We start from the raw sequence: 19,501 nt of genomic DNA, 5'->3' as shown, positions 1-19,501 counted from the left end.
TTCTCCCTCTCCCCCTGGGGAGAGGGCAGGGGTGAGGGCCGCGGCCTTCGCACATGTACGGCCTTTGCCATCGCCGCTGGCCCTCACCCCAGCCCTCTCCCCGAGGGGAGAGGGGGTAACAGCCGGGCCATGGCCGGCTCCCAGAGAACGGAGGCGCCCCGATGAGCGCGAGCATCCTCGAAGTTGACGGCCTGCACGCGCACTACGGCAAGAGCCATGTGCTGCAGGGCGTGTCGATGCATGTGGGCGAGGCCGAACTGGTCACACTGCTTGGCCGCAACGGCGCGGGCAAATCGACCACGCTCAAGAGCATTGCCGGCGTGGTCGCGCCTACCAGCGGCCGCGTGCGCTTTCAAGGGGCGGACATCGCGGGGATGCCGCCGCACCGCATTGCCACGCGCGGCGTGTGCCTGGTGCCCGAGCACCGCGGAGTCTTCAAGCTGCTGACCGTCGAAGAAAACCTGCTGCTCGGCCAGCGGCGCGACTCGCCCTGGCAGCTCGACGACATCTACCGCATCTTTCCGCGCCTGAAGGAGCGGCGCCGCAACGGCGGCGGCCAGCTCTCGGGCGGCGAGCAGCAGATGCTCGCCATCGGCCGCGCGCTGATGAACCATCCGCGGCTTTTGATTCTCGACGAGCCGGTCGAAGGGCTCGCGCCGGTCATCGTGGAAGAAATCGTTGCTCAGCTCAAGCTCATCAAGGCGGCCGGCGTGGCCATCCTGCTGGTCGAGCAGAACCTGGAAGTATGCGTACAACTCGCCGACCGCCACTACATCCTGGAGCAGGGCGTGATCGTGCACGAAGCCGGCAACGCCGCCTTCATGGCCGACCACGACGTGAAAGACCGCTACCTGGGCGTGGGGCTTGCTTGAGGCTTCGCGTATCCCTTCGTCTTCTTTTTGCAAAGCCATGAACTCACAAACCCAACTCCGCATCGATGGCGGGCGCCTCTGGAGCTCGCTGATGGAACTGGCGACGCTCGGCGCGACCGAGAAGGGCGGCGTCTGCCGCATTGCACTGACCGACCTCGACCGGCAGGGCCGCGATCTTTTTACCCGCTGGGCGCGTGAAGCCGGCTGCGAGGTGCGCGTCGACCAGATCGGCAACATCTTCGCGCGCCGCGCGGGCCGCGACAACACGCTGCCCCCTGTGGTCACCGGCAGCCACATCGACACGCAGCCCACGGGTGGCAAGTTCGACGGCAACTATGGTGTGCTGGCCGGGCTGGAGGTGATTCGCAGCCTGAACGATGCCGACATCGTCACCGAGGCGCCGGTGGAGATCGCCGTGTGGACCAACGAAGAGGGTTCGCGCTTCGTGCCGGTGATGATGGGATCGGGCGTGTTCGTCGATGCCTTCACGCTCGACCATGCGCTCGCGCAGCGCGACACCGAAGGCGTCAGCGTGGCCGAAGCGCTCGCCTCGATCGGCTATGCGGGCACTGCGCCGGCCTCGGCTGCAGCATCGCCGGTGGGCGCTTATTTCGAAGCGCACATTGAGCAGGGGCCAGTGCTCGAGGCCAACGAACGTGTCATCGGCGTGGTCGAGGGCGCGTTGGGCCAGCGCTGGTACGACGTGGTGGTGCAGGGCATGGAAGCACATGCAGGCCCCACGCCGATGGAGCTGCGCAAGGACGCGCTGCTCGTGGCTTCCCAATTGGTGATCGAGGTGAACCGCATCGCGCTCGCGCACGCGCCGCACGCGCGCGGCACGGTGGGCTGGATCGACAATTATCCGAACTCGCGCAACGTGATCCCGGGCCGGGTCAAGCTCAGCGTCGACCTGCGCGCGGCGGACGACATGGTGCTGTCGGCGATGGATGCCGAATTGAAAGAAGCGGTGCAGCGCCTGGCCACCCAAGGCAAGGTCGAAGCCGCGGTGGAGCAGGTCGTGTACTTCCCGCCGCAGCCATTCACGCCCGGGCTCGTGTCCGCGGTGCGAGACGCGGCCCAGGCGCAGGGGCTCACCTGGATGAACGTCATCAGCGGTGCCGGCCACGACGCCGTGTACCTCGCCCGTGTTTGCCCCACGGCGATGATCTTCGTGCCTTGTCTCGACGGCATCAGCCACAACGAGATTGAAGACGCCGAGCCCGAGCACCTGGAGGCCGGCTGCAACGTGCTGCTGCAGGCGATGGTGCAGAGCGCGGGGGTCGCAGCGTGAGCGCGGTGCTCCGGCGCATCGGCCTGCGCGTCCTGGCGATGGGCATGGCCGTGGCATCCACTGCGGCCATGGCGGCCGGAGAGCCGATCCTGGTGGGGCAGTCCGCCGTGCTCACCGGTCCGTTCACGCCGAACAGCCTCGCCTTCATGGAAGGCCAGACGCTGTTCTTCGACCAGTTGAACAAGGCCGGTGGCGTCGGTGGCCGGCCCGTCAAGATGATCACCTACGACGATGCCTATGTCGCGGAGAAGGCGGCGGCCAATGCGGAGAAGCTGCTTGGCACCGACCGTGTCGTCTGCCTGTTCGGCACCATGGGCACGGGCATCGGCGCGGCCATGGTGCCCGTGGCGGCCAAGTACGACAGCTTCATCTTCGGCGGGCTCACCGGCGCGGCGGTGCTGCGTGGCCCGAAGGTGCCGATCTATCACGTGCGGGAGTCGTATGCCGACGAGGTTGCGCGCGTGATGAACCACCTGACGACGATCGGTGTGACGCGCATTGCGATCGTCTCGAGCGATGACGCCTACGGCAAGGGCATCGAGAAGGACGCGGTGGCCGCACTCGAAAAGAACGGACACCCGGCGCTGCTGTCGCTGCGCTTCGACCCGAAGGAAAAAGACCATCCCACCATTGCACAGCAGGTCATCGCGAGCGGCGCGCAGGCGGTGTACGTGATCGCGGCCGGCACGCCGGCGATCAACATCATCCGCTCGCTGGTGGCGGCGCCCATCCATCCGCAGATCTATACGAACTCGGTGGCGAGTTCGTTCCTTCTGTTCAAGGAACTCGGCGAGAAGAGCCGCGGCATCGTGCTGTCGCAGGTGATGCCGCCGTTCTGGAAAACGCGCTTTGCCATCGTCGATGAATACCAGCGCGCCCTCAAGGGCGCGGGCAGCAGCAGCGAAGGCTCCTACCTGGGGCTGGAGGGCTACATCACGGCGAAGGCCTTCGCGGAAGCGCTGCAGCGTGTGAAGGGGCCCATCACCACCGAATCGCTGAAGCGCAGCATCGAGAACTCGCCGCCCATGAACCTGAGCGGCTTCACGGTCGCCTTCCGCCCCGACAACCGCAATGGCTCCAGCTTCGGCGACATCACGATGCTGGGAAGCGCCGGAAAGTTTGCGCAATGAAAGTACTGATCGCGCGCCTCAACCACGAGACCAACACCTTCTCGCCGGTGCCCACGCCGCTTGCGGCCTTCGGGCCCGACGGCCCGACCTATGGCGAGCAGGCCTATCGTGACAACAAGGGCATGTGCACCGCGATGTCGGCCTTCATCGACCTGGCCGAGCGGGCGGGCGCGACGCTGATCACACCGGTCTCGGCCTCGGCCAACCCGAGCGGGCCGGTCGATGCAGAGGCCTACACCACGCTCACGCAGTGCATCGTCGACGCGGCGCCGGGCTGCGATGCGATCCTGCTCGACCTGCACGGCGCCATGGTGGCGCAGAACAGCGCGGATGGCGAAGGCGACCTGCTGGTGCGGCTGCGCGCCGCGGCACCCGGCGTGCCCATTGGCGTGGCGCTCGACCTGCATGCCAACGTGACGCCTGCGATGGTCGGCAACGCGGACGTGATCGTCGGCTTCAAGACCTATCCGCACATCGACATGTACGAGACAGGCGAGCATGCCGGCCGGCTGCTGCTCGACCTGCTCGCGGGCAGCGGCAAGCCCGCGATGCGCTGGCACCCGCTGCCCCTGATGGCGCACACGCTGCGAAGCGCATCGTTCACCGGCGCCATGCAGCGGGCCATCGAGGCGGCGCGCGAAGCCGAAAAATCGGAATCGCTTGCGGTGTCGATCTTTGCCGGCTTCTCGCTGTCGGACATCGAGGCGCCCTGCATGAGCGTGGTGGTGGTCGATGCAGAAGCGCCCGAGCGTGCGCAGGCCACGGCCGACCGCATTGCCAGGCAGATGTGGGACGAGCGCGAGGCGTTCATCTATCGTAGCGAGCCGCTGGTTGAATCGGTGGCGCGCGCGAAGGCCATCGCTGGCGGTGCAACGCGCCCAGTGCTGCTGCTCGACCATGGCGACAACTGCATGTCGGGCGGCAGCTGCGACACCATGGACGTGCTGCAGGAAGCGCTGGCGCAGGGGCTCGATGGCATCGGCGTGGGCCCGCTGTGCGACCCTGAGGCGGTGGCCGAGCTGATCTCTGCGGGCGAGGGCGCGACGGTGACTTTGGCGCTCGGCAACAAGGTGTCGCTGGAAGGCATCGGGCTCTCCAAGAAGCCCGTGACGCTGAGCGGCACGGTGCGCACCATCGGCAACGGCGAATACGTGATCACCGGCCCCACCTACACAGGCCAGCGCAGCAGCATGGGCCGCACGGTGTTGTTCGACATCGGCGCGGCGCGCATCGTGGTGACCGAGCGCACGCAGGAGCCCTGGGACATCGGCGTTTTCGAATGCGCGGGGCTCGACCCGCGCAAGGAGCGCTTTTTGCTGCTCAAGTCGCGCATGTACTGCCGCCCGGTGTTCGAGCCGATCTCGGCCGCCCTGGTCGAGTGCGACAGCCCGGGTGTGACCAGTTCGGACTACAGCCTGTTCCCGTTCTCGAAGGTGCGCAGGCCCGTGTTTCCGCTGGATGCCATCTGATTGATGGGGCATCTACCCGCCTATGCAAAAAATTGCATAGGTAATTGGAGGTACACCCCGATACTGCGGCGCTTCCACCCATGAAGCCCACCGCGTGAACACCTTTGCTCAAAGCGCCGTCTCGGCCTGGGAGTTGCTCGTGTCCGGCGATCCGGTGCTGCTGGCCATCGTCGGGCGGTCGCTGGCGGTCAGTGCCAGCGCCTGCGCGCTGGCGTGCGGGCTGGGCCTGCTGCTGGGGGCATGGCTCGGCGTAGCGCGCTTTCGCGGGCGCGCCGCGCTGCTCACACTGCTGAATACCCTGCTGGCGCTGCCCTCGGTGGTGGTCGGGCTGGTGATCTACCTGCTGCTGTCGCGCTCGGGTCCGCTCGGCTTCCTGGGCTGGCTGTTTTCGTTCAAGGCCATGGTGCTGGCGCAAACGGTGCTGGTGCTGCCGGTGGTGACGGCGCTCACGCGCCAAGCCATCGAGGATGCCGAACGTGCGCATGGCGAGCAGCTGAGTTCCCTGGGCGCCGGGCCGCTGGCGCGCGCGCTGCTCCTGGTGTGGGACGAGCGCTACGCGCTGCTCACGGTGCTCATCGCCGCATTCGGCCGAGCGGTCTCGGAAGTGGGCGCGGTGATGGTGGTGGGCGGCAACATCGACGGCTTCACGCGCGTGATGACCACCGCCATCGCACTCGAAACCAGCAAGGGCGACCTGCCGCTGGCACTGGCCCTGGGCATCGTGCTGCTGGGCGTGGTGCTGGTGCTCAACCTCGCGATCGCCGCGGTGCGGGGCTGGCGCGAGCGGGCCGACGGCGGGGGCGGCGCAGGCGGCGGCACGGCGGCCTGGTGGCGGCCGGAGGCGCGCCCGTGAACGAACACGCGCAGCTCGCGAGCGTGGACGCCACCGTCTTCGCGCTGTACGGCGTCGACGTTCGCCTGGGGCGCGTGGCGGCGCTGCAGGGCGCCACGCTCACCATCGCGGCCGGCGAGCGCGTGGCGCTCATCGGCGCCAACGGCAGCGGCAAGACCACGCTGCTGCGGCTGCTGCACGGCCTGGTGCCGCATGCGGCCGGGAGCTTCACCAGCGCCGCGCCTCGGCGTCACCAGGCCATGCTGTTCCAGCGTCCGTACATGCTGCGCGCCTCGGTGGTGGTCAACGTGGCGATGGCTTTGTGGCTGCGCGGCACGCGCTGGCGTGATGCGCGCCGCGCCGCCATTCCGGCGCTGGCCCGCGTGGGGCTGGAAGACTTGGGGGACCGCAATGCGCGCGCGCTGTCGGGCGGCCAGCAGCAGCGCGTGGCGCTGGCGCGCGCCTGGGCGCTGCATCCGGCGGTGCTGCTGCTCGACGAGCCCACCGCCAGCCTTGACCCCACTGCCAAGCGCGAGGTCGAAACACTCATTGCCGAAGCGGCAATCGGCCGCACGCTGGTGTTCGCGAGCCACAACCTCGGCCAGGTCAAGCGGCTGGCCAGCCGCGTGGTCTACCTCGAGCACGGCCGCGTGCTGGCCGACTTGCCCGTTCACGATTTCTTTCATGGGCCCCTGCCGGAAGAGGCCCGTCTGTTCGTCAAAGGAGAGTTGGCATGAATCCGTTCCTCAAGCGCCGCGGCAATGCGGGTATTCGAGCATCGCTGGCGATGGCTGTTTTCTTCGTTGCCGCGGGTGCTGCGCGCGCCGAGACCATCACCATGGCCTCGACCACCTCGACCGAGCAGTCGGGCCTGTTCTCGCACCTGCTGCCCGCGTTCAAGAAGGCCAGCGACATCGACGTCAAGGTGGTGGCGGTGGGCACTGGCCAAGCCATCGACATGGCCAAGCGCGGCGATGCCGACGTGCTGTTCGTGCACGACACCGCGGCCGAGGAAAAATTCGTGGCCGACGGCTTCAGCGCCAGGCGCTACCCCGTGATGTACAACGACTTTGTGCTCGTGGGGCCGAAGGCCGACCCCGTGGCAGTCAAGGGCAGCGACATCGCCGCCGCCCTGAAGAAGATCGCGGCCGCCAACGCGTCTTTCGTCTCGCGCGGCGACAAGAGCGGCACCGACGCGGCCGAGCGCCGCCTCTGGACGCAAACCGGCGTGGCCGAGGCGGGGCAGCCGGTGCCTAACGACCGCAAGGGCACGGGCTACAAGGAATGCGGCTGCGGCATGGGGCCGGCGCTGAACATCGCGGCTTCGTCGGGCGGCTATGTGCTTGCGGACCGCGGCACCTGGCTCAGCTTCAAGAACCGCGCCGACCTGGCGGTGCTGGTCGAGGGCGACAAGCGGCTCTTCAACCAGTACGGCGTGATGGTCGTGAGCCCGGCCAAGTTTCCCTCGCTCAACAGCAGGGGCGCGCAGAAGTTCGTCGATTGGGTGATCTCGCCCGCGGGGCAGCAGACCATTGCGGCCTACAAGATCGGCGGCGAGCAGCTGTTCTTTCCGAACGCGCTGGCGAACTGATCTGCGCGGCGGCGGCCGCGCGCCATGACCTCCAAGGTCATCGACGCCGGAAGCACCCGGCGCGACCATTCCTTCACCCCGCGATATTGCGGGTCGAAACCCTCGAAAAGGAATCGTCATCATGAACACCGCCGCACACGACGCCACCGCCATTGCTCAGCGCTACATCGCCGTCTGGAACGAAACCGACGCCGCACGCCGCGCCGAGTTGATCGAAGCCGGCTGGACCGCCGATGCGCACTATGTCGACCCGATGGCGCAGGCCAGCGGCCACGAACAGATCGGCGCGCTGGTCGGCGCCGTGCATCAGCGCTATCCGGGCTTCCGTTTCAACCTGTCCGGCAGCCCCGAAGCACATGGCGACAACCTGCGCTTTTCGTGGACGCTGGGCCCGAGCGGCGCCGAAGACCTGATCCAGGGCACCGACTTCGCCCGGCTCGATGCTGGCAAGCTGCGGTCGGTGACCGGCTTTCTCGACAAGGTTCCGGTCGGCGCCTGAAGGTCCGGTTTCAGTCGGCGGAGCCGGAAGAGCGGCCTCGCCAGAGTTTTCTGTAAACCGTGGCGCGGCTGATGCCTAGCGCGCGTGCGGCTTCGGCCACGTTGCCACGGGCGTCGGTCACGGCCTTGCGGATCAACGCGGTTTCGACGTCGCGCAGCCGGGGCTGAGTCCCGGTCTCGGCCTGGGCTTCGGGTGCGGCGCCCGGCGAGCGCTTGCCGCCGCGCCGGGGCTGCACCTGCACGCGCAGGCCCGACCAGAGCGGCACTTCGAGCACGGCATCGCCGCGCCGGGCGGCGTCGAACAGCATGTTCAGCGGCAGCGCGAACAGGTCGTTGCAATGCAGGGCATGCTGGCTGCGCGCCAGGGGCTGATGCAGCATCTGCCGCGCCGCGGCATTGGCGCCGGTGACGTTGCCACTCGCGTCGACGCACAGCAGGCCTTCGGTGGCTTCGCTGCTCGGGCAGCCGGGCCACGAGAGATGCAGCCGCAGCTCGCAGGTCTGGTTCAGCACCAAAATGTTCTCGATGCTGCGCGCCGAAAGCACGGCCAGGTGCCGAAGTTCCGGCCGCTCCACCACCTGCACGCCCGTCAGGTCGAGCATGCCGATGCAGTCGCCCTGCGGGCCGAAGAGCGGCGCCCCCGCGCAGCTGTAGACGCTGGTGTCTTCGAAGAAATGTTCGCCCCGGTGCAGCCACACCGATTCCTGCTCGGCCAGCGCGGTACTGATGGCACTGGTGCCGATGGCGGGCTCCGACAGGTCGACCCCCACGCGCGCGATGCTGCGGACACAGCGGCTGGCGTCGTCGGTGCCGTCGGGGAGCGGGCCCACGTCGACCACGACGCCGCGTGCATCCGTCAGCACCGCGAAATAGCGCGTGTCGGCAATGGCGCGCGACACCCGCTCGATCACCGGGCGGGCCGCCGCAACCAGCGCCCGGTTGCGCTCGGCCACCTCTCGAATGGCCGACTGGCCCACCGGGTCGAAGCTCACGCGCTGCTGCGGTTGCCGTCCCGCATCGATGCAGCGTTGCCAGGAGCGGGCGAGCCATGGTTCGATGCGCGTGGCGCCCCGCGCGCGGACCGCCTCGCCGTGGATCAGTTCCCGGCGGGCTTGCGCAATGGCGAGGGAACGCTCGGGAATGGACGGATCGGTGGGGGCGGACATCGGATCGATTCGCTCGGAGGGGGCGTTTTTTTACGAAGCTTGTCTGGCCGCAAGTTGTTTCATTTTGAGAATTTCGCGCGCACTGCGCAAGCGGCGAGGGTTTTGCCTAGGATAGTGCACCGGGCCGGCGTCCAAGATGCCATTCGCTGAACCAGCCATCACCTTCAACGGAGACAGCCACATGCAGGTAGCTTTCACGGTCAACGGCCGACCGGCCACGGTCGACGCACCCCCCCATACCTTCCTGGTGCACGCGATCCGCGAGCATCTTCATCTGACCGGCACCCATGTCGGCTGCGACACCGCCCAGTGCGGCGCATGCACCATTCACATGAACGGCCGTGCGGTGAAGTCGTGCAACATCCTGGTCGCGCAGGCGGCGGGTGCGGAAATCACGACCATCGAAGGCGTGGCCCAGCCCGACGGCACTATGCATCCCATGCAGGCGGCCTTCAAGGAGTGCCACGGCCTGCAGTGCGGGTTCTGCACCCCGGGCATGGTCATGAGCGCCATCGACCTGTGCACCCACCACCCCAAGTCGAGCGAATCCGAAATCCGCGAACTGCTCGACGGCAACCTGTGCCGCTGCACGGGCTACCAGAACATCGTCAAGGCGGTGCAGATGGGCGGCGAGGCCATGGCCTCGGGCAGCCCGGTCAAGACCACCGCCACAGTGTGAGGGAGCAAACATCATGGGTGCTTCCGACTTCTCCAATCTGCCCCACATCGGCGAGGCGCTTCGGCGCAAGGAAGACTACCGCTTCCTGACCGGCGCGGGCAATTACACCGACGACATCACGCTGGCCAACCAGAGCCATGCGGTCTTCGTGCGCTCGCCGCACGCCCATGCCGTGGTCAAGTCGGTCGACATTGCCGAGGCGCTGAAGATGCCCGGCGTGGTCGGCATCTTCAGCGGCAAGGACATCGAGGGCAAGATGGGCGGGCTGCCCTGCGGCTGGCTCATCAACAACCCCGACGGCACCCCCATGAAGGAGCCGATGCACCCGATCCTCGCGATCAACAAGGTGCGCTACGTGGGCGACCACGTGGCCATGGTGGTGGCCGAGACGGTCGAGCAGGCCAAGAACGCGGCCGAAGCCGTGGTGGTCGATTATGACGTGCTGCCCGCGGTCGTGAGCGTGTCCGACGCGGCGAAGAAAGCCAGCGGTGTCACCCTGCACGACGAAGCGCCCGACAACCAGTGCTACAAGTGGACGCTGGGCGACAAGGCGGCGGTCGATGGGGTGTTTGCCAATGCCGCGCACGTCACCCAACTCGACCTGGTCAACAACCGGCTGATTCCCAACCCGATCGAGCCGCGCGTGGCCATCGGCAGCTACAGCCGCGGCACCGACGACTACACGCTGTATGTGTCCAACCAGAACCCGCACGTCGAGCGCCTGTTGATGACGGCCTTCGTGCTCGGCCTGCCCGAGCACAAGGTGCGCGTGATTGCACCCGACGTGGGCGGCGGCTTCGGCTCCAAGATCTTTTTGTACGCCGAAGACGTGTGCCTGACATGGGCCGCCAAGCAGCTCAACCGCAACATCAAGTGGACGGCGGAGCGCTCCGAGTGCTTTTTGTCCGACGCACATGGCCGCGACCATGTGAGCCACGCCGAAATGGCGATGGACAGTCAAGGCAAGTTCCTCGCGATGCGGGTGCACACCGACGCCAACCTCGGCGCCTACCTGTCGACCTTCTCGACGGCGGTGCCCACCATCCTCTACGCCACGCTGCTCGCGGGCCAGTACACCACGCCGCAGATCTATGTCGAGGTCGATGCGTGGTTCACCAACACCGCACCGGTCGATGCCTACCGAGGCGCAGGGCGGCCTGAAGCCACCTACCTGCTCGAGCGGCTGGTGTCGCGCTGCGCCTGGGAAATGAACCTGGGCCAGGACGAGATCCGCAAGCGCAACTTCATCACCACCTTTCCGTACCAGACGCCGGTGGCGCTGCAGTACGACACCGGCGACTTCCATGCCTGCATGGACAAGGCCAAGGTGCTGGCCGAGGTCGAGGGCTACGCGCAGCGCAAGGCGGCCACCGAGGCCAAGGACAAGCTGCGCGGCATCGGCTACTCGAGCTACATCGAAGCCTGCGGCATTGCGCCCTCGAACATTGCGGGGGCGCTGGGCGCGCGGGCCGGTTTGTTCGAATGCGGCGAGATCCGCGTGCACCCGACCGGCAGCGTGACGGTGTTCACCGGCTCGCACAGCCATGGGCAGGGCCACGAGACCACCTTTGCGCAGGTGGTTGCGGCGCGGCTTGGCATTCCGGTCGACAACGTCGACGTGGTCCATGGCGACACGGGCCGCGTGCCCTTCGGCATGGGCACCTATGGCTCGCGCTCGATTTCGGTCGGTGGCGCGGCCATCATGAAGGCGCTCGACAAGATCGAGACCAAGGCCAAGAAGATTGCCGCGCACCTGATGGAGGCGAGCGATGCCGACATCGAGTTTGCGAACGGCGAGTTCACCGTGAAGGGGACCGACAAGAAGATTCCGTTCGGCCAGGTGGCGCTCACGGCCTACGTGCCGCACAACTACCCGCTCGACAAGCTCGAGCCGGGTCTGAACGAAACCGCGTTCTACGATCCGACCAATTTCACCTTCCCGGGCGGTACCTACATCTGCGAGGTCGAGGTGGACAGGCAGACTGGCGAGGTCCGCGTCGACCGCTTCACCGCCGTGGACGATTTCGGCACCATCATCAACCCGATGATCGTCGAGGGCCAGGTGCACGGCGGGCTGGTGCAGGGCATCGGGCAGGCGCTGCTCGAAAACTGCGTGTACGACAACGAAACCGGCCAGCTGCTCACCGGCAGCTTCATGGACTACGCCATGCCAAGGGCCGCCGACTTTCCGCAGTTCAAGCTCGACACCGTGTGCACGCCGTGCACGCACAACCCGCTGGGCACCAAGGGCTGCGGCGAGGCCGGGGCCATCGGCTCGCCGCCGGCCGTGATCAACGCTTTGCTCGACGCGCTGGCGCCGCTCGGCGTCAAGGACTTCGACATGCCTGCCTCGGCCAGCCGTGTCTGGGAAGCGATGCAGGCTGCCGCCCCTCACTGAAAAACAAGGAAGGAACCACACCATGTATGCCTTCACACTCGAACGGCCCTCCACCGTGGCCGATGCGGCCAAGCTGGCCAGCGCCGGCGCCAAGCCGCTGGCCGGCGGCCAGACGCTGCTCGCCTCCATGAAGCTCAGGCTCTCCGCGCCCGAGCGGCTGGTGGACCTGGGCGGCGTCAAGGAACTCACCGGCATCAAGAAGGACGGCAGCACGATCACGATCGGCGCCATGTCCCGCCATCTCGATGTGGCGAACAACACCGACGTGAAAGCCGCCTTTCCTGCGCTGGCCGACCTGGCCGGGCGCATCGGCGACCGGCAGGTGCGCGCGATGGGCACCATCGGCGGCTCGGTGGCCAACAACGACCCGGCCGCGTGCTATCCCAGCGCGGTGCTGGGCTCGGGCGCGACGGTGATCACCTCGAAGCGCGAGATTGCGGCCGACGATTTCTTCCTCGGCATGTTCACCACGGCACTGGAAGAGGACGAGCTGATCACCGCGATCCGCTTTCCGATTCCAAAGCGCGCCGTGTACGAAAAGCTGCGCCAGAAAGCATCGAACTTTCCGCTCGTCGGCGTGTTCCTTGCGCAGTACGACAGCGGCGTTCGGGTGGCCATCACCGGCGCGGGCAACGGCGTGTTCCGCCACGCGGGGCTTGAAGATGCGCTCAACAAGAGCTTCACCGCGGCAGCCGCCGCGGCGGTGAAGATCGATGCGGGCGAACTCAACAGCGACCTGCACGCCTCGGCCGCCTACCGCGCCAACCTGATCAGCGTGCTGACGCAGCGGGCCGTGACCAAGGCGCTGGGCTGAGAAAGCCGGGCGCCGATCGGAAGGGGAAGGCGCGACATCCACGCGTCTTCCGCTACGCTTTGCCATGATTTTTGCGACCATCGATTCCCTCTCCGAAGGCTTGATGCAGGCCGGCTACTTCGCCGACCGGCGCCTGGCGACGGCCGTGTTCCTTGCGCTCAAGCTGCAGCGTCCGCTGTTGCTCGAAGGCGAGCCCGGTGTCGGCAAGACCGAACTGGCGAAGGCCTTGTCGAAGGCGCTCAGCCGCGAGTTGCTGCGCCTGCAGTGCTACGACGGGCTGGAGCAGCGCGAAGCGCTTTACGAGTGGAACTACGCGGCGCAATTGCTGCACATGCGCGCGGCTGAGGCCACAGGCGCGGCGCGGGACGTCGAGGCCGAGGTCTACCAGCCGCACTACCTGATCCGCCGCCCGCTGTTGCAAGCTTTGCAGACGCCCATGCCGGGCGCCGTGCTGCTGATCGACGAGGTGGACCGCGCCGACGAACCTTTCGAAGCCTTCCTGCTCGAATACCTCGGCGAGTACCAGGTCAGTATTCCCGAACTGGGCACCGTGCGCGCCGTGGTGCCGCCGGTCACCATCCTCACGAGCAACCGCACGCGCGAGCTCAACGATGCGGTGAAGCGGCGCTGCCTCTATCACTGGCTCGACTACCCGGAGCGCGAACGCGAGCTGGCCATCGTGCGCGCCCAGGTGCCGCAGGCCGGCGAGAAGCTCTCGGCCCAGGTGGCCGCCTTTGTCGCACGGCTGCGCGATGCGCCTTTCGTCAACGCGTTCCAGCGCGCCCCGGGCATCGCCGAAAGTGTCGAATGGGCGAGGGCACTGATCGCGCTCGATACGGTCGAGCTCGACCCTGAAGTGGTGGTCGATACCGCGGGCATCCTGTTCAAGCAGCGCGACGACGTGGCCGCGCTCACGCGCGAACTGGCATCGGACCTGCTGAAGCCCGAGGAGCCGGTCGCGCCCTGAGCGTGGCTGAAGGCCGAGGCCGCCCCGCATGACCGGTATCCAGCAACTCGGCGATGTCCGCAGCGGCAAGCTGGCCGGCAACATCACGGCGTTCGGACGCGCGCTGCGCCGTGCCGGCGTGCGCACCGATGCCATGCGCATCGCGCTCGCCGCCGAGGCGGCCACGCTCGTGGGCGTGGAAGGCCGGCTCGACCTGAGCGCCGCGATGGAAGCCGTGATGGTGAGCCGCGAGCAGGACCGCATGGTGTTTCGCGAACTCTTCGATGCGTGGTTTCGCGACCCTGAACTTGCCAACAAGCTGCTCGCGCAGATGCTGCCGAGCGCCGAGGGCAAGGCCGAACCTTCGAAGCGGCGGCCGCGCGTGCGCGAGGCGCTCACGGCCCCGCGCGATCCTTCGAAATCCGCCGTGGCTGCCAAGCCGGACAAGGAGCTCGAGTTCGATGCCGCCATGACGTCGAGCGACCGGCAGCGGCTGCAGCACGCGGACTTCAATGCGCTCGGCGCTTCCGAATACCGGCTGGTCGAACGCCTCGCGCGCGATATTTCCTTGCCTATTCCTTCGCTGCCGTCGCGCCGGCTGCGCCCGTCCAACGATGCCGGTTCGCAGCATGCGCGCATGCACTGGCCCGGCGTGCTGCACGAGGCCGCGCGCACGGGCGGCGAAATACTTCGCCTGCCGAAGCTCAGCCGGCGCGAACAACCGTTGCCGCTGCTGGTGTTGGTCGATGTGTCGGGATCGATGGAGCGCTATGCGCGCCTGCTGCTCGCGTTCCTGCACGCAGCCACCCGCCGCGCCGGGCGGCGCGACGTGTTCGCTTTCGGCACCCGCCTGACCGACCTGACGCCTGCTTTCCGGCTGGCCGACACCGACGCCATGCTGGGCGCGGCCAGCCTCGCCATCGACGATTTTGCGGGCGGCACGCGGCTCGGCGGTTCGCTGGCCGAGCTTCGCCGCGCGCATGCGCGCCGCTTGACAGGCCGCCGCACGCTGGCGCTGGTGATCAGCGACGGGCTGGACACCGGAGAGCCTGCGCTGCTCGAAAGCGAGCTGCTCTGGCTCAAGCGCCATTCGCGCCGCCTGCTGTGGCTCAATCCGCTGTTGCGTTTCGAGGGCTACGCCCCTTTGGCGCGTGGGGCCGGCGTGCTGCACCGCCATGCGGACGCGATGCTCGCGGTCCACAATCTCAGTGCTCTCGAACAGCTGGCCGCCAGCCTCGCCGCCTTGATGCGGTCCACCCGCTAGCGGCTCACAGGAAAGAAAAAAGGAAAACCAACATGGAAATGCTCGGTAACCGCCGCCTCGGCGTGACGCAACAACAGGCCTGGGAAGCGCTCAACGATCCCGAGACGCTCAAGAAGTGCATTCCCGGCTGCGACAAGTTCGAGCTGACGGGCGACAACCAGTACAGCGTGGCGCTGGCGCTGAAGATCGGCCCGGTGTCGGCCAAGTTCAGCGGCAAGGTCGCGCTGTCGGACATCGTGGCGCCTGATGGCTATAAGCTCACCTTCGAAGGGCAGGGCGGCGTTGCGGGGTTTGCCAAAGGGTCGTCCAGCGTGACGCTCCGGCCGTTGAACGGCGCCGCCGACGCCGCGCAGGCACTGCCCGAAGGCGCGCCGTCGCCGGCCGGCTGTGAGCTCGACTACACCGTGCAGGCGCAGGTCGGCGGCAAGATCGCTCAATTGGGCCAGCGGCTCATCGACGGCGCCGCGAAGTCGACCGCCGACGATTTCTTCAAGCGCTTCGACGCCGAAATGCAGAGCCGTTACGGACCGCCGCCGGCTGCAGCCGAAGAAACGGCCGAGGCTCCAGCGGAAAAGGCGGGCGTGATGTCCGGCCTCATGAAGAAGATCGGCCTCGGCAAGAAGGACGACAAGGACGCGTCCGCCGCGCCGGGCAACGAAAGCTGAGGGCTGACCACGCATGGAAAATCTCGACGTCATGGTGTTGCGCACGCTGCGCGACTGGCGCCAGGCCGGCAAGCGCGCGCTGCTGACCACGGTGGTGCGCACCTGGGGCTCGTCGCCGCGGCCGGTCGGCTCGATCATGGCGCTGGCGGACGATGGCGCGGTGGTGGGCTCTGTCTCGGGCGGTTGCATCGAGGACGACCTGATCGCCCGCTACAGCCACGCGCACGCGAACGTCGACGGCCAGGGCGAAGAAGTGCCATTGGGCGCACCGCCCGCGCTCGTGAAGTACGGCATCACGGCCGACGAAGCGCATCGCTTCGGCCTGCCCTGCGGCGGCACGCTGGAGCTGCTGCTCGAATACGACCCGGAGGCCGCCTTGCTCGATAAGCTCGTGGCCGAGCTGGAGCAGGGCAAGCTCATGCAGCGCACGGTCGCGCTTGCGACGGGGGCCGTGCGGCTGGCCGAAGCCACCGCGCCCGACGAGCTGAAAGCGAACGACACCGAGCTCACCAACACCTTCGGCCCCGAGTACCGCATGCTGTTGATCGGTGCGGGGCAACTGGCCGAATACCTCGCGACCATGGCCAAGTTCAGCGGCTTTGCCGTGACGCTGTGCGATCCGCGCGCGGAGTACCGCACTGCGTGGTCGCTGTCCGGCGTGGAGATCACGACCGAGATGCCCGACGATGCGGTGCTGGCCTTCAAGCCCGACCGGCGCAGCTGCGTGGTCGCGCTCACGCACGATCCCAAGCTCGACGACCTGGCGCTGCTCGAAGCCTTGCAGAGCGAAGCTTTCTATGTGGGCGCCATCGGTTCGCGCCGCAATGCCGACGCGCGGCGCGACCGCATGATCGAGCACTTCGACCAGACGGTGGAATCGCTCGCGCGGCTGCGTGGCCCCATCGGCATCTACATCGGCAGCAAGACGCCGCCGGAAATTGCCGTGAGCGTGATGGCGGAGATCCTTGCGGTGAAGAACGGCGTGACGCTGCCGCGCGAAATGGAAGTGGCGCGTGCCAAGGGCCTGCAGCAGCTCGCGATGAGCTGAGCCGCCGGCGGGCTTCCTCTGTTCAGTTCAATCCGGTGCGCCCGACTTCGCCGCGGGCGGCACGTCGCCACCCTTTTGCCGCTCGCGAAAGAGCGCGGCGCGCATCAGGAAGATGGTGGTGATGGGCGCCGTGAGCGCAATGAAGAGAACGATCAGCACGGCATGCAGGAACAGACTGTAGCCCTGCACCGAGAAATACACGATGGTGGCAATGGTCATGCACCACACGCCCACCGTGGCGCCGAGCGTGGGCGCATGAATGCGGCGGAAGAAAGTGGGCAGCCGGACGAGGCCGAAGGAGCCGATGGCGGCGAAGGCCGCGCCGAGCACGGCAAATACCGCCGTGACAATCTCCGCCCACAGCGGCAGCGGCCCCACGATGAAGTCGTTCATTCGATGACCTCCCCGCGCAAGAGAAACTTGGCCATGGCCGTCGACCCGACGAAGCCGAAGAGCGCCGTGAGCATGGCCGCTTCGAAGTACACGTTGCTCGCATAGACGATGCCGAGCACCAGCATCATCAGCATGCCGTTGACGTAGAGGCAGTCCAGCGCCGTCACACGGTCTTGCGCTGTCGGGCCGATCATCAGACGGGCCAGCGCGCAGAGCATGGCCACGGCCAACAGCAGGAGCGCCAGCTTCAAGGCCCAGAAAAGTACAGGCGTCATGATTCGAAGATCTCCATCAAGGGGTGTTCGTAGCGCTGCTTGATCATGGCGATGAACGCGGCTTCGTCGTCGACGTCGAACACGTGGATCAGCAGCACGCTGCTGTCGAACGAGATTTCGCCCCAGGCGGTGCCGGGCGTGAGGCACATGATCATGGCCAGCACCGCGAGCCCGTTCGGATCGCGCAGGTCGAGCGGCACGTTCACGAACTTCGACGCAATGCGCGATGTGCGCCGCGTGAGCAACCGGCGCGCCACGAAGAGCGCCGACTGCAGCATGTCGACCGAGGCCCGGCCCGCGAGCCGCAGCGCGACCCAGGGCTTGCGCATGCGAACGGCGGCCGGCCGAAGGCCCTTGGTCAGCAGCGGCACCACAAGGGCCAGCACCAGGGCCGATGCCAGCGTGGCCGCCTCCAGCGACTGGTTGAGCAGGAGCCACACGACGAACAGCGCGATCGAAAGCGGCGGCGAAGGAATCCAGCGCTTCATGGTGCCTTGCCCTTCTCCGGAGCGACGGGGTTGGGCACCTGCCGCGCATTGAGCACCGCGTTGCGGTATGCGGCGGGCGTGCGCAGCCCTTCGGCGGTGATGAGCGCGTGGCGCATGACCGGGCCGGCCCACACCGTCAGCGCCACGCAGGCCGCGAGCAGGCCGGCCACTGGCAGCACCTCGAGCGCGGGCAGTGCGGGCATGGTGGGATGCGGCTGGGTCCAGAAATGGCGGATGCCGGTGCGGCTCAGCGCAATCAGCGCGAGAAAGCCCGAGGCGATCAGCAGCGCCAGAAAGATCCATGCCGGCGTGGAGGTGCCGCTGGTCGCGAAGGCGCCGGACAGCATCGCGAACTTGCCCACGAAGCCCGAGAGCGGCGGCAGGCCCGAGAGCAGCAAGGTGCAGCCGATGAAGCTCAGGCCGAGAAACGCCACGCCGGCGGGGATCGCGCGGCCATAGAGCGCTTGCGCCTCGTCGTCGAGGTTCACGTCGTCGAGCACGCGCAGGTCTTCGGCCAGGAAGGGCGCAGTGCCCGCCGCTTCGTGGGGCGCAACGCTCATGCCCGCATTGCGCCAGCGCTCGATCATGTCGGTCAGCAGGAAGAAGGCGCTGACCGCGAGGGTGGAGCTCAGCAGGTAGTAGAGCGCGCCGGCCCACACAGCGGGTTCGCCGAGCCCCATGGCCGCCAGCAGCGTGCCCGCCGACACCAGCACGCTGAAGCCCGCGAGGTTGGAGAGCCGCTGCGTGCCGACGATGCCCATGGCGCCTGCGAACAGCGTGGCCAGGCCGATGGCGATGAGCGCCGACTGGCCGAATCCCGCCGAGGCGCCCGCATCTGGCGCGAAGAGCAGGGTCCACAACCGCAGCAGCGTGTAGATGCCGAGCTTGGTCAACAGCGCGAAGACCGCGCCCACGGGCGACACCGCCGAGCTGTAGGCCGGCACCAGCCAGAAGTTGAGCGGCCAGGCCCCGGCCTTCGCGAAGAACGCGGTCGCGAGGATGGCGGCCGCCGCATGCACCAGGCCGCGATCGGCCGGCGCAAGCTCGGCGATGCGCACGCTCAGGTCGGCCATGTTGAGCGTGCCGGTGGCGCCGTAGAGCAGGGCCGCGCCGATCAGGAAGAGAGACGACGCCGCGAGATTGATCGCGATGTAATGCAGCCCGGCCTGCACCCGCAGCCGGCCCGAACCGTGCAGCAGCAGGCCGTAAGAGGCCGCAAGCATCACCTCGAAAAAGACGAACAGGTTGAACAGGTCGCCCGTGAGAAAGGCGCCGTTCAGGCCCATGAGCTGCAGCTGCAGCAACGGATGGAAATGCACGCCGGCCCGGTCCCAGCGCGAGGTGGAATAGATCGAGGCCGCGAAGGCGACCACGCCCGTGAGCGCCACCATCATGGTCGACAGGCGGTCCGCCACCAGCACGATGCCGAAGGGGGCTTGCCAATTGCCGGGCAGGTAGACGCCGATCGATCCGGGGCCGTCACCGGTCTCGGGTGCATTCACCCAGCGCAGCAGCGCCAAAGCTGCCAACAAACCCACCAGCCCCGAAACCACGCTCAGGGCCGACTTGGCGCGGCGCCGGTTTTCACCGAGCAGCAGCATCAGTGCCGCGGTGAGCAAAGGCACGAGGATCGGCACCGCCACGAGGTGCGGCATGCTGAAGTCGAGCAACCGGTCGAGGAG

The 19,501-nt window shown here is 67.5% G+C and carries 20 protein-coding genes; 15 read left to right on the top strand and 5 right to left on the bottom strand.

Annotated features, from left to right (window positions below):
* Nucleotides 1-161: 161 nt before the first annotated feature.
* The 8 genes from QFZ42_RS17190 to QFZ42_RS17155 all read left to right on the top strand — a co-directional run bounded on the left by QFZ42_RS17190 (nt 162) and on the right by QFZ42_RS17155 (nt 7,684).
* Nucleotides 162-872 carry an ABC transporter ATP-binding protein gene (locus QFZ42_RS17190; protein ID WP_307702116.1) on the top strand — a complete coding sequence of 237 codons (711 nt, stop codon included), beginning with the start codon at nt 162-164 and terminating at the stop codon, nt 870-872.
* Between the two features lie 37 nt (nt 873-909).
* Nucleotides 910-2,163, top strand: coding sequence for a Zn-dependent hydrolase (locus tag QFZ42_RS17185; protein WP_307702115.1), 1,254 nt, complete (start codon nt 910-912; stop codon nt 2,161-2,163).
* The gene (locus QFZ42_RS17180; protein WP_307702114.1) at nt 2,160-3,293 is read left to right on the top strand and encodes an ABC transporter substrate-binding protein; all 1,134 of its coding nucleotides are present in this window, start codon (nt 2,160-2,162) and stop codon (nt 3,291-3,293) included. Before QFZ42_RS17185 ends, QFZ42_RS17180 begins: the two co-directional genes overlap by 4 nt.
* Nucleotides 3,290-4,762 carry a M81 family metallopeptidase gene (locus QFZ42_RS17175; protein WP_307702113.1) on the top strand — a complete coding sequence of 491 codons (1,473 nt, stop codon included), beginning with the start codon at nt 3,290-3,292 and terminating at the stop codon, nt 4,760-4,762. Before QFZ42_RS17180 ends, QFZ42_RS17175 begins: the two co-directional genes overlap by 4 nt.
* Nucleotides 4,763-4,856: 94 nt before the next feature.
* Nucleotides 4,857-5,615 carry an ABC transporter permease gene (locus tag QFZ42_RS17170; RefSeq protein ID WP_307702112.1) on the top strand — a complete coding sequence of 253 codons (759 nt, stop codon included), beginning with the start codon at nt 4,857-4,859 and terminating at the stop codon, nt 5,613-5,615.
* A complete protein-coding gene (locus tag QFZ42_RS17165) occupies nt 5,612-6,331 on the top strand; it encodes an ABC transporter ATP-binding protein (RefSeq protein ID WP_307702111.1) in 720 nt (239 codons plus the stop codon). The genes QFZ42_RS17170 and QFZ42_RS17165 overlap by 4 nt, the downstream gene beginning before the upstream one ends.
* Entirely contained in the window at nt 6,328-7,185 is an 858-nt protein-coding gene (locus tag QFZ42_RS17160) for a substrate-binding domain-containing protein (RefSeq protein WP_307702110.1), read from the top strand. The genes QFZ42_RS17165 and QFZ42_RS17160 overlap by 4 nt, the downstream gene beginning before the upstream one ends.
* A gap of 121 nt (nt 7,186-7,306) precedes the next feature.
* The gene (locus QFZ42_RS17155; protein WP_307702109.1) at nt 7,307-7,684 is read left to right on the top strand and encodes a nuclear transport factor 2 family protein; all 378 of its coding nucleotides are present in this window, start codon (nt 7,307-7,309) and stop codon (nt 7,682-7,684) included.
* 10 nt (nt 7,685-7,694) lie between these two features.
* Here the strand turns inward: QFZ42_RS17155 and QFZ42_RS17150 are convergent, their stop codons facing one another.
* Entirely contained in the window at nt 7,695-8,849 is a 1,155-nt protein-coding gene (locus QFZ42_RS17150; protein WP_307702108.1) for a helix-turn-helix domain-containing protein, read from the bottom strand.
* Nucleotides 8,850-9,030: 181 nt separating this feature from the next.
* Here QFZ42_RS17150 and QFZ42_RS17145 point away from each other — a divergent pair, with 181 nt between their 5' ends.
* From QFZ42_RS17145 to QFZ42_RS17115, 7 genes are all read left to right on the top strand, one after another.
* Nucleotides 9,031-9,528 carry a (2Fe-2S)-binding protein gene (locus QFZ42_RS17145; RefSeq protein ID WP_307702107.1) on the top strand — a complete coding sequence of 166 codons (498 nt, stop codon included), beginning with the start codon at nt 9,031-9,033 and terminating at the stop codon, nt 9,526-9,528.
* Nucleotides 9,529-9,541: 13 nt separating this feature from the next.
* Nucleotides 9,542-11,926, top strand: a complete 2,385-nt coding sequence (locus QFZ42_RS17140; RefSeq protein ID WP_307702106.1) for a xanthine dehydrogenase family protein molybdopterin-binding subunit — start codon at nt 9,542-9,544, stop codon at nt 11,924-11,926.
* 22 nt (nt 11,927-11,948) lie between these two features.
* The gene (locus QFZ42_RS17135) at nt 11,949-12,740 is read left to right on the top strand and encodes an FAD binding domain-containing protein (RefSeq protein WP_307702105.1); all 792 of its coding nucleotides are present in this window, start codon (nt 11,949-11,951) and stop codon (nt 12,738-12,740) included.
* Nucleotides 12,741-12,804: 64 nt separating this feature from the next.
* Nucleotides 12,805-13,707: an AAA family ATPase gene (locus QFZ42_RS17130; RefSeq protein WP_307702104.1), complete on the top strand. Its 903-nt coding sequence runs from the start codon at nt 12,805-12,807 to the stop codon at nt 13,705-13,707.
* A gap of 28 nt (nt 13,708-13,735) precedes the next feature.
* Nucleotides 13,736-14,950 (top strand): vWA domain-containing protein, encoded by a 1,215-nt coding sequence (locus tag QFZ42_RS17125; protein WP_307702103.1) that lies wholly within the window; start codon nt 13,736-13,738, stop codon nt 14,948-14,950.
* A gap of 32 nt (nt 14,951-14,982) precedes the next feature.
* The gene (locus tag QFZ42_RS17120) at nt 14,983-15,615 is read left to right on the top strand and encodes a CoxG family protein (protein ID WP_307702102.1); all 633 of its coding nucleotides are present in this window, start codon (nt 14,983-14,985) and stop codon (nt 15,613-15,615) included.
* A gap of 13 nt (nt 15,616-15,628) precedes the next feature.
* Nucleotides 15,629-16,663, top strand: coding sequence for an XdhC family protein (locus QFZ42_RS17115; protein WP_307702101.1), 1,035 nt, complete (start codon nt 15,629-15,631; stop codon nt 16,661-16,663).
* Nucleotides 16,664-16,690: 27 nt separating this feature from the next.
* Here QFZ42_RS17115 and mnhG read toward each other — a convergent pair whose 3' ends face one another.
* From mnhG to QFZ42_RS17095, 4 genes are read right to left on the bottom strand one after another with little or no spacing between them, the layout of a single operon-like run.
* Nucleotides 16,691-17,056, bottom strand: coding sequence for a monovalent cation/H(+) antiporter subunit G (gene mnhG, locus QFZ42_RS17110; protein WP_307702100.1), 366 nt, complete (start codon nt 17,054-17,056; stop codon nt 16,691-16,693).
* Nucleotides 17,053-17,331 carry a K+/H+ antiporter subunit F gene (locus QFZ42_RS17105; RefSeq protein WP_307702099.1) on the bottom strand — a complete coding sequence of 93 codons (279 nt, stop codon included), beginning with the start codon at nt 17,329-17,331 and terminating at the stop codon, nt 17,053-17,055. The genes mnhG and QFZ42_RS17105 overlap by 4 nt, the downstream gene beginning before the upstream one ends.
* Nucleotides 17,328-17,819 carry a Na+/H+ antiporter subunit E gene (locus QFZ42_RS17100; RefSeq protein ID WP_307702098.1) on the bottom strand — a complete coding sequence of 164 codons (492 nt, stop codon included), beginning with the start codon at nt 17,817-17,819 and terminating at the stop codon, nt 17,328-17,330. The genes QFZ42_RS17105 and QFZ42_RS17100 overlap by 4 nt, the downstream gene beginning before the upstream one ends.
* The gene (locus QFZ42_RS17095) at nt 17,816-19,474 is read right to left on the bottom strand and encodes a monovalent cation/H+ antiporter subunit D (RefSeq protein WP_307704259.1); all 1,659 of its coding nucleotides are present in this window, start codon (nt 19,472-19,474) and stop codon (nt 17,816-17,818) included. The genes QFZ42_RS17100 and QFZ42_RS17095 overlap by 4 nt, the downstream gene beginning before the upstream one ends.
* Nucleotides 19,475-19,501 lie beyond the last annotated feature (27 nt).

This window comes from Variovorax paradoxus (assembly GCF_030815855.1).
GTDB classification, from domain to species: Bacteria; Pseudomonadota; Gammaproteobacteria; order Burkholderiales; family Burkholderiaceae_C; genus Variovorax; species Variovorax paradoxus_M.
The sequence above is the reverse complement of the archived record's forward strand: the minus strand, read 5'-3'. Positions and strand labels throughout refer to the sequence as shown.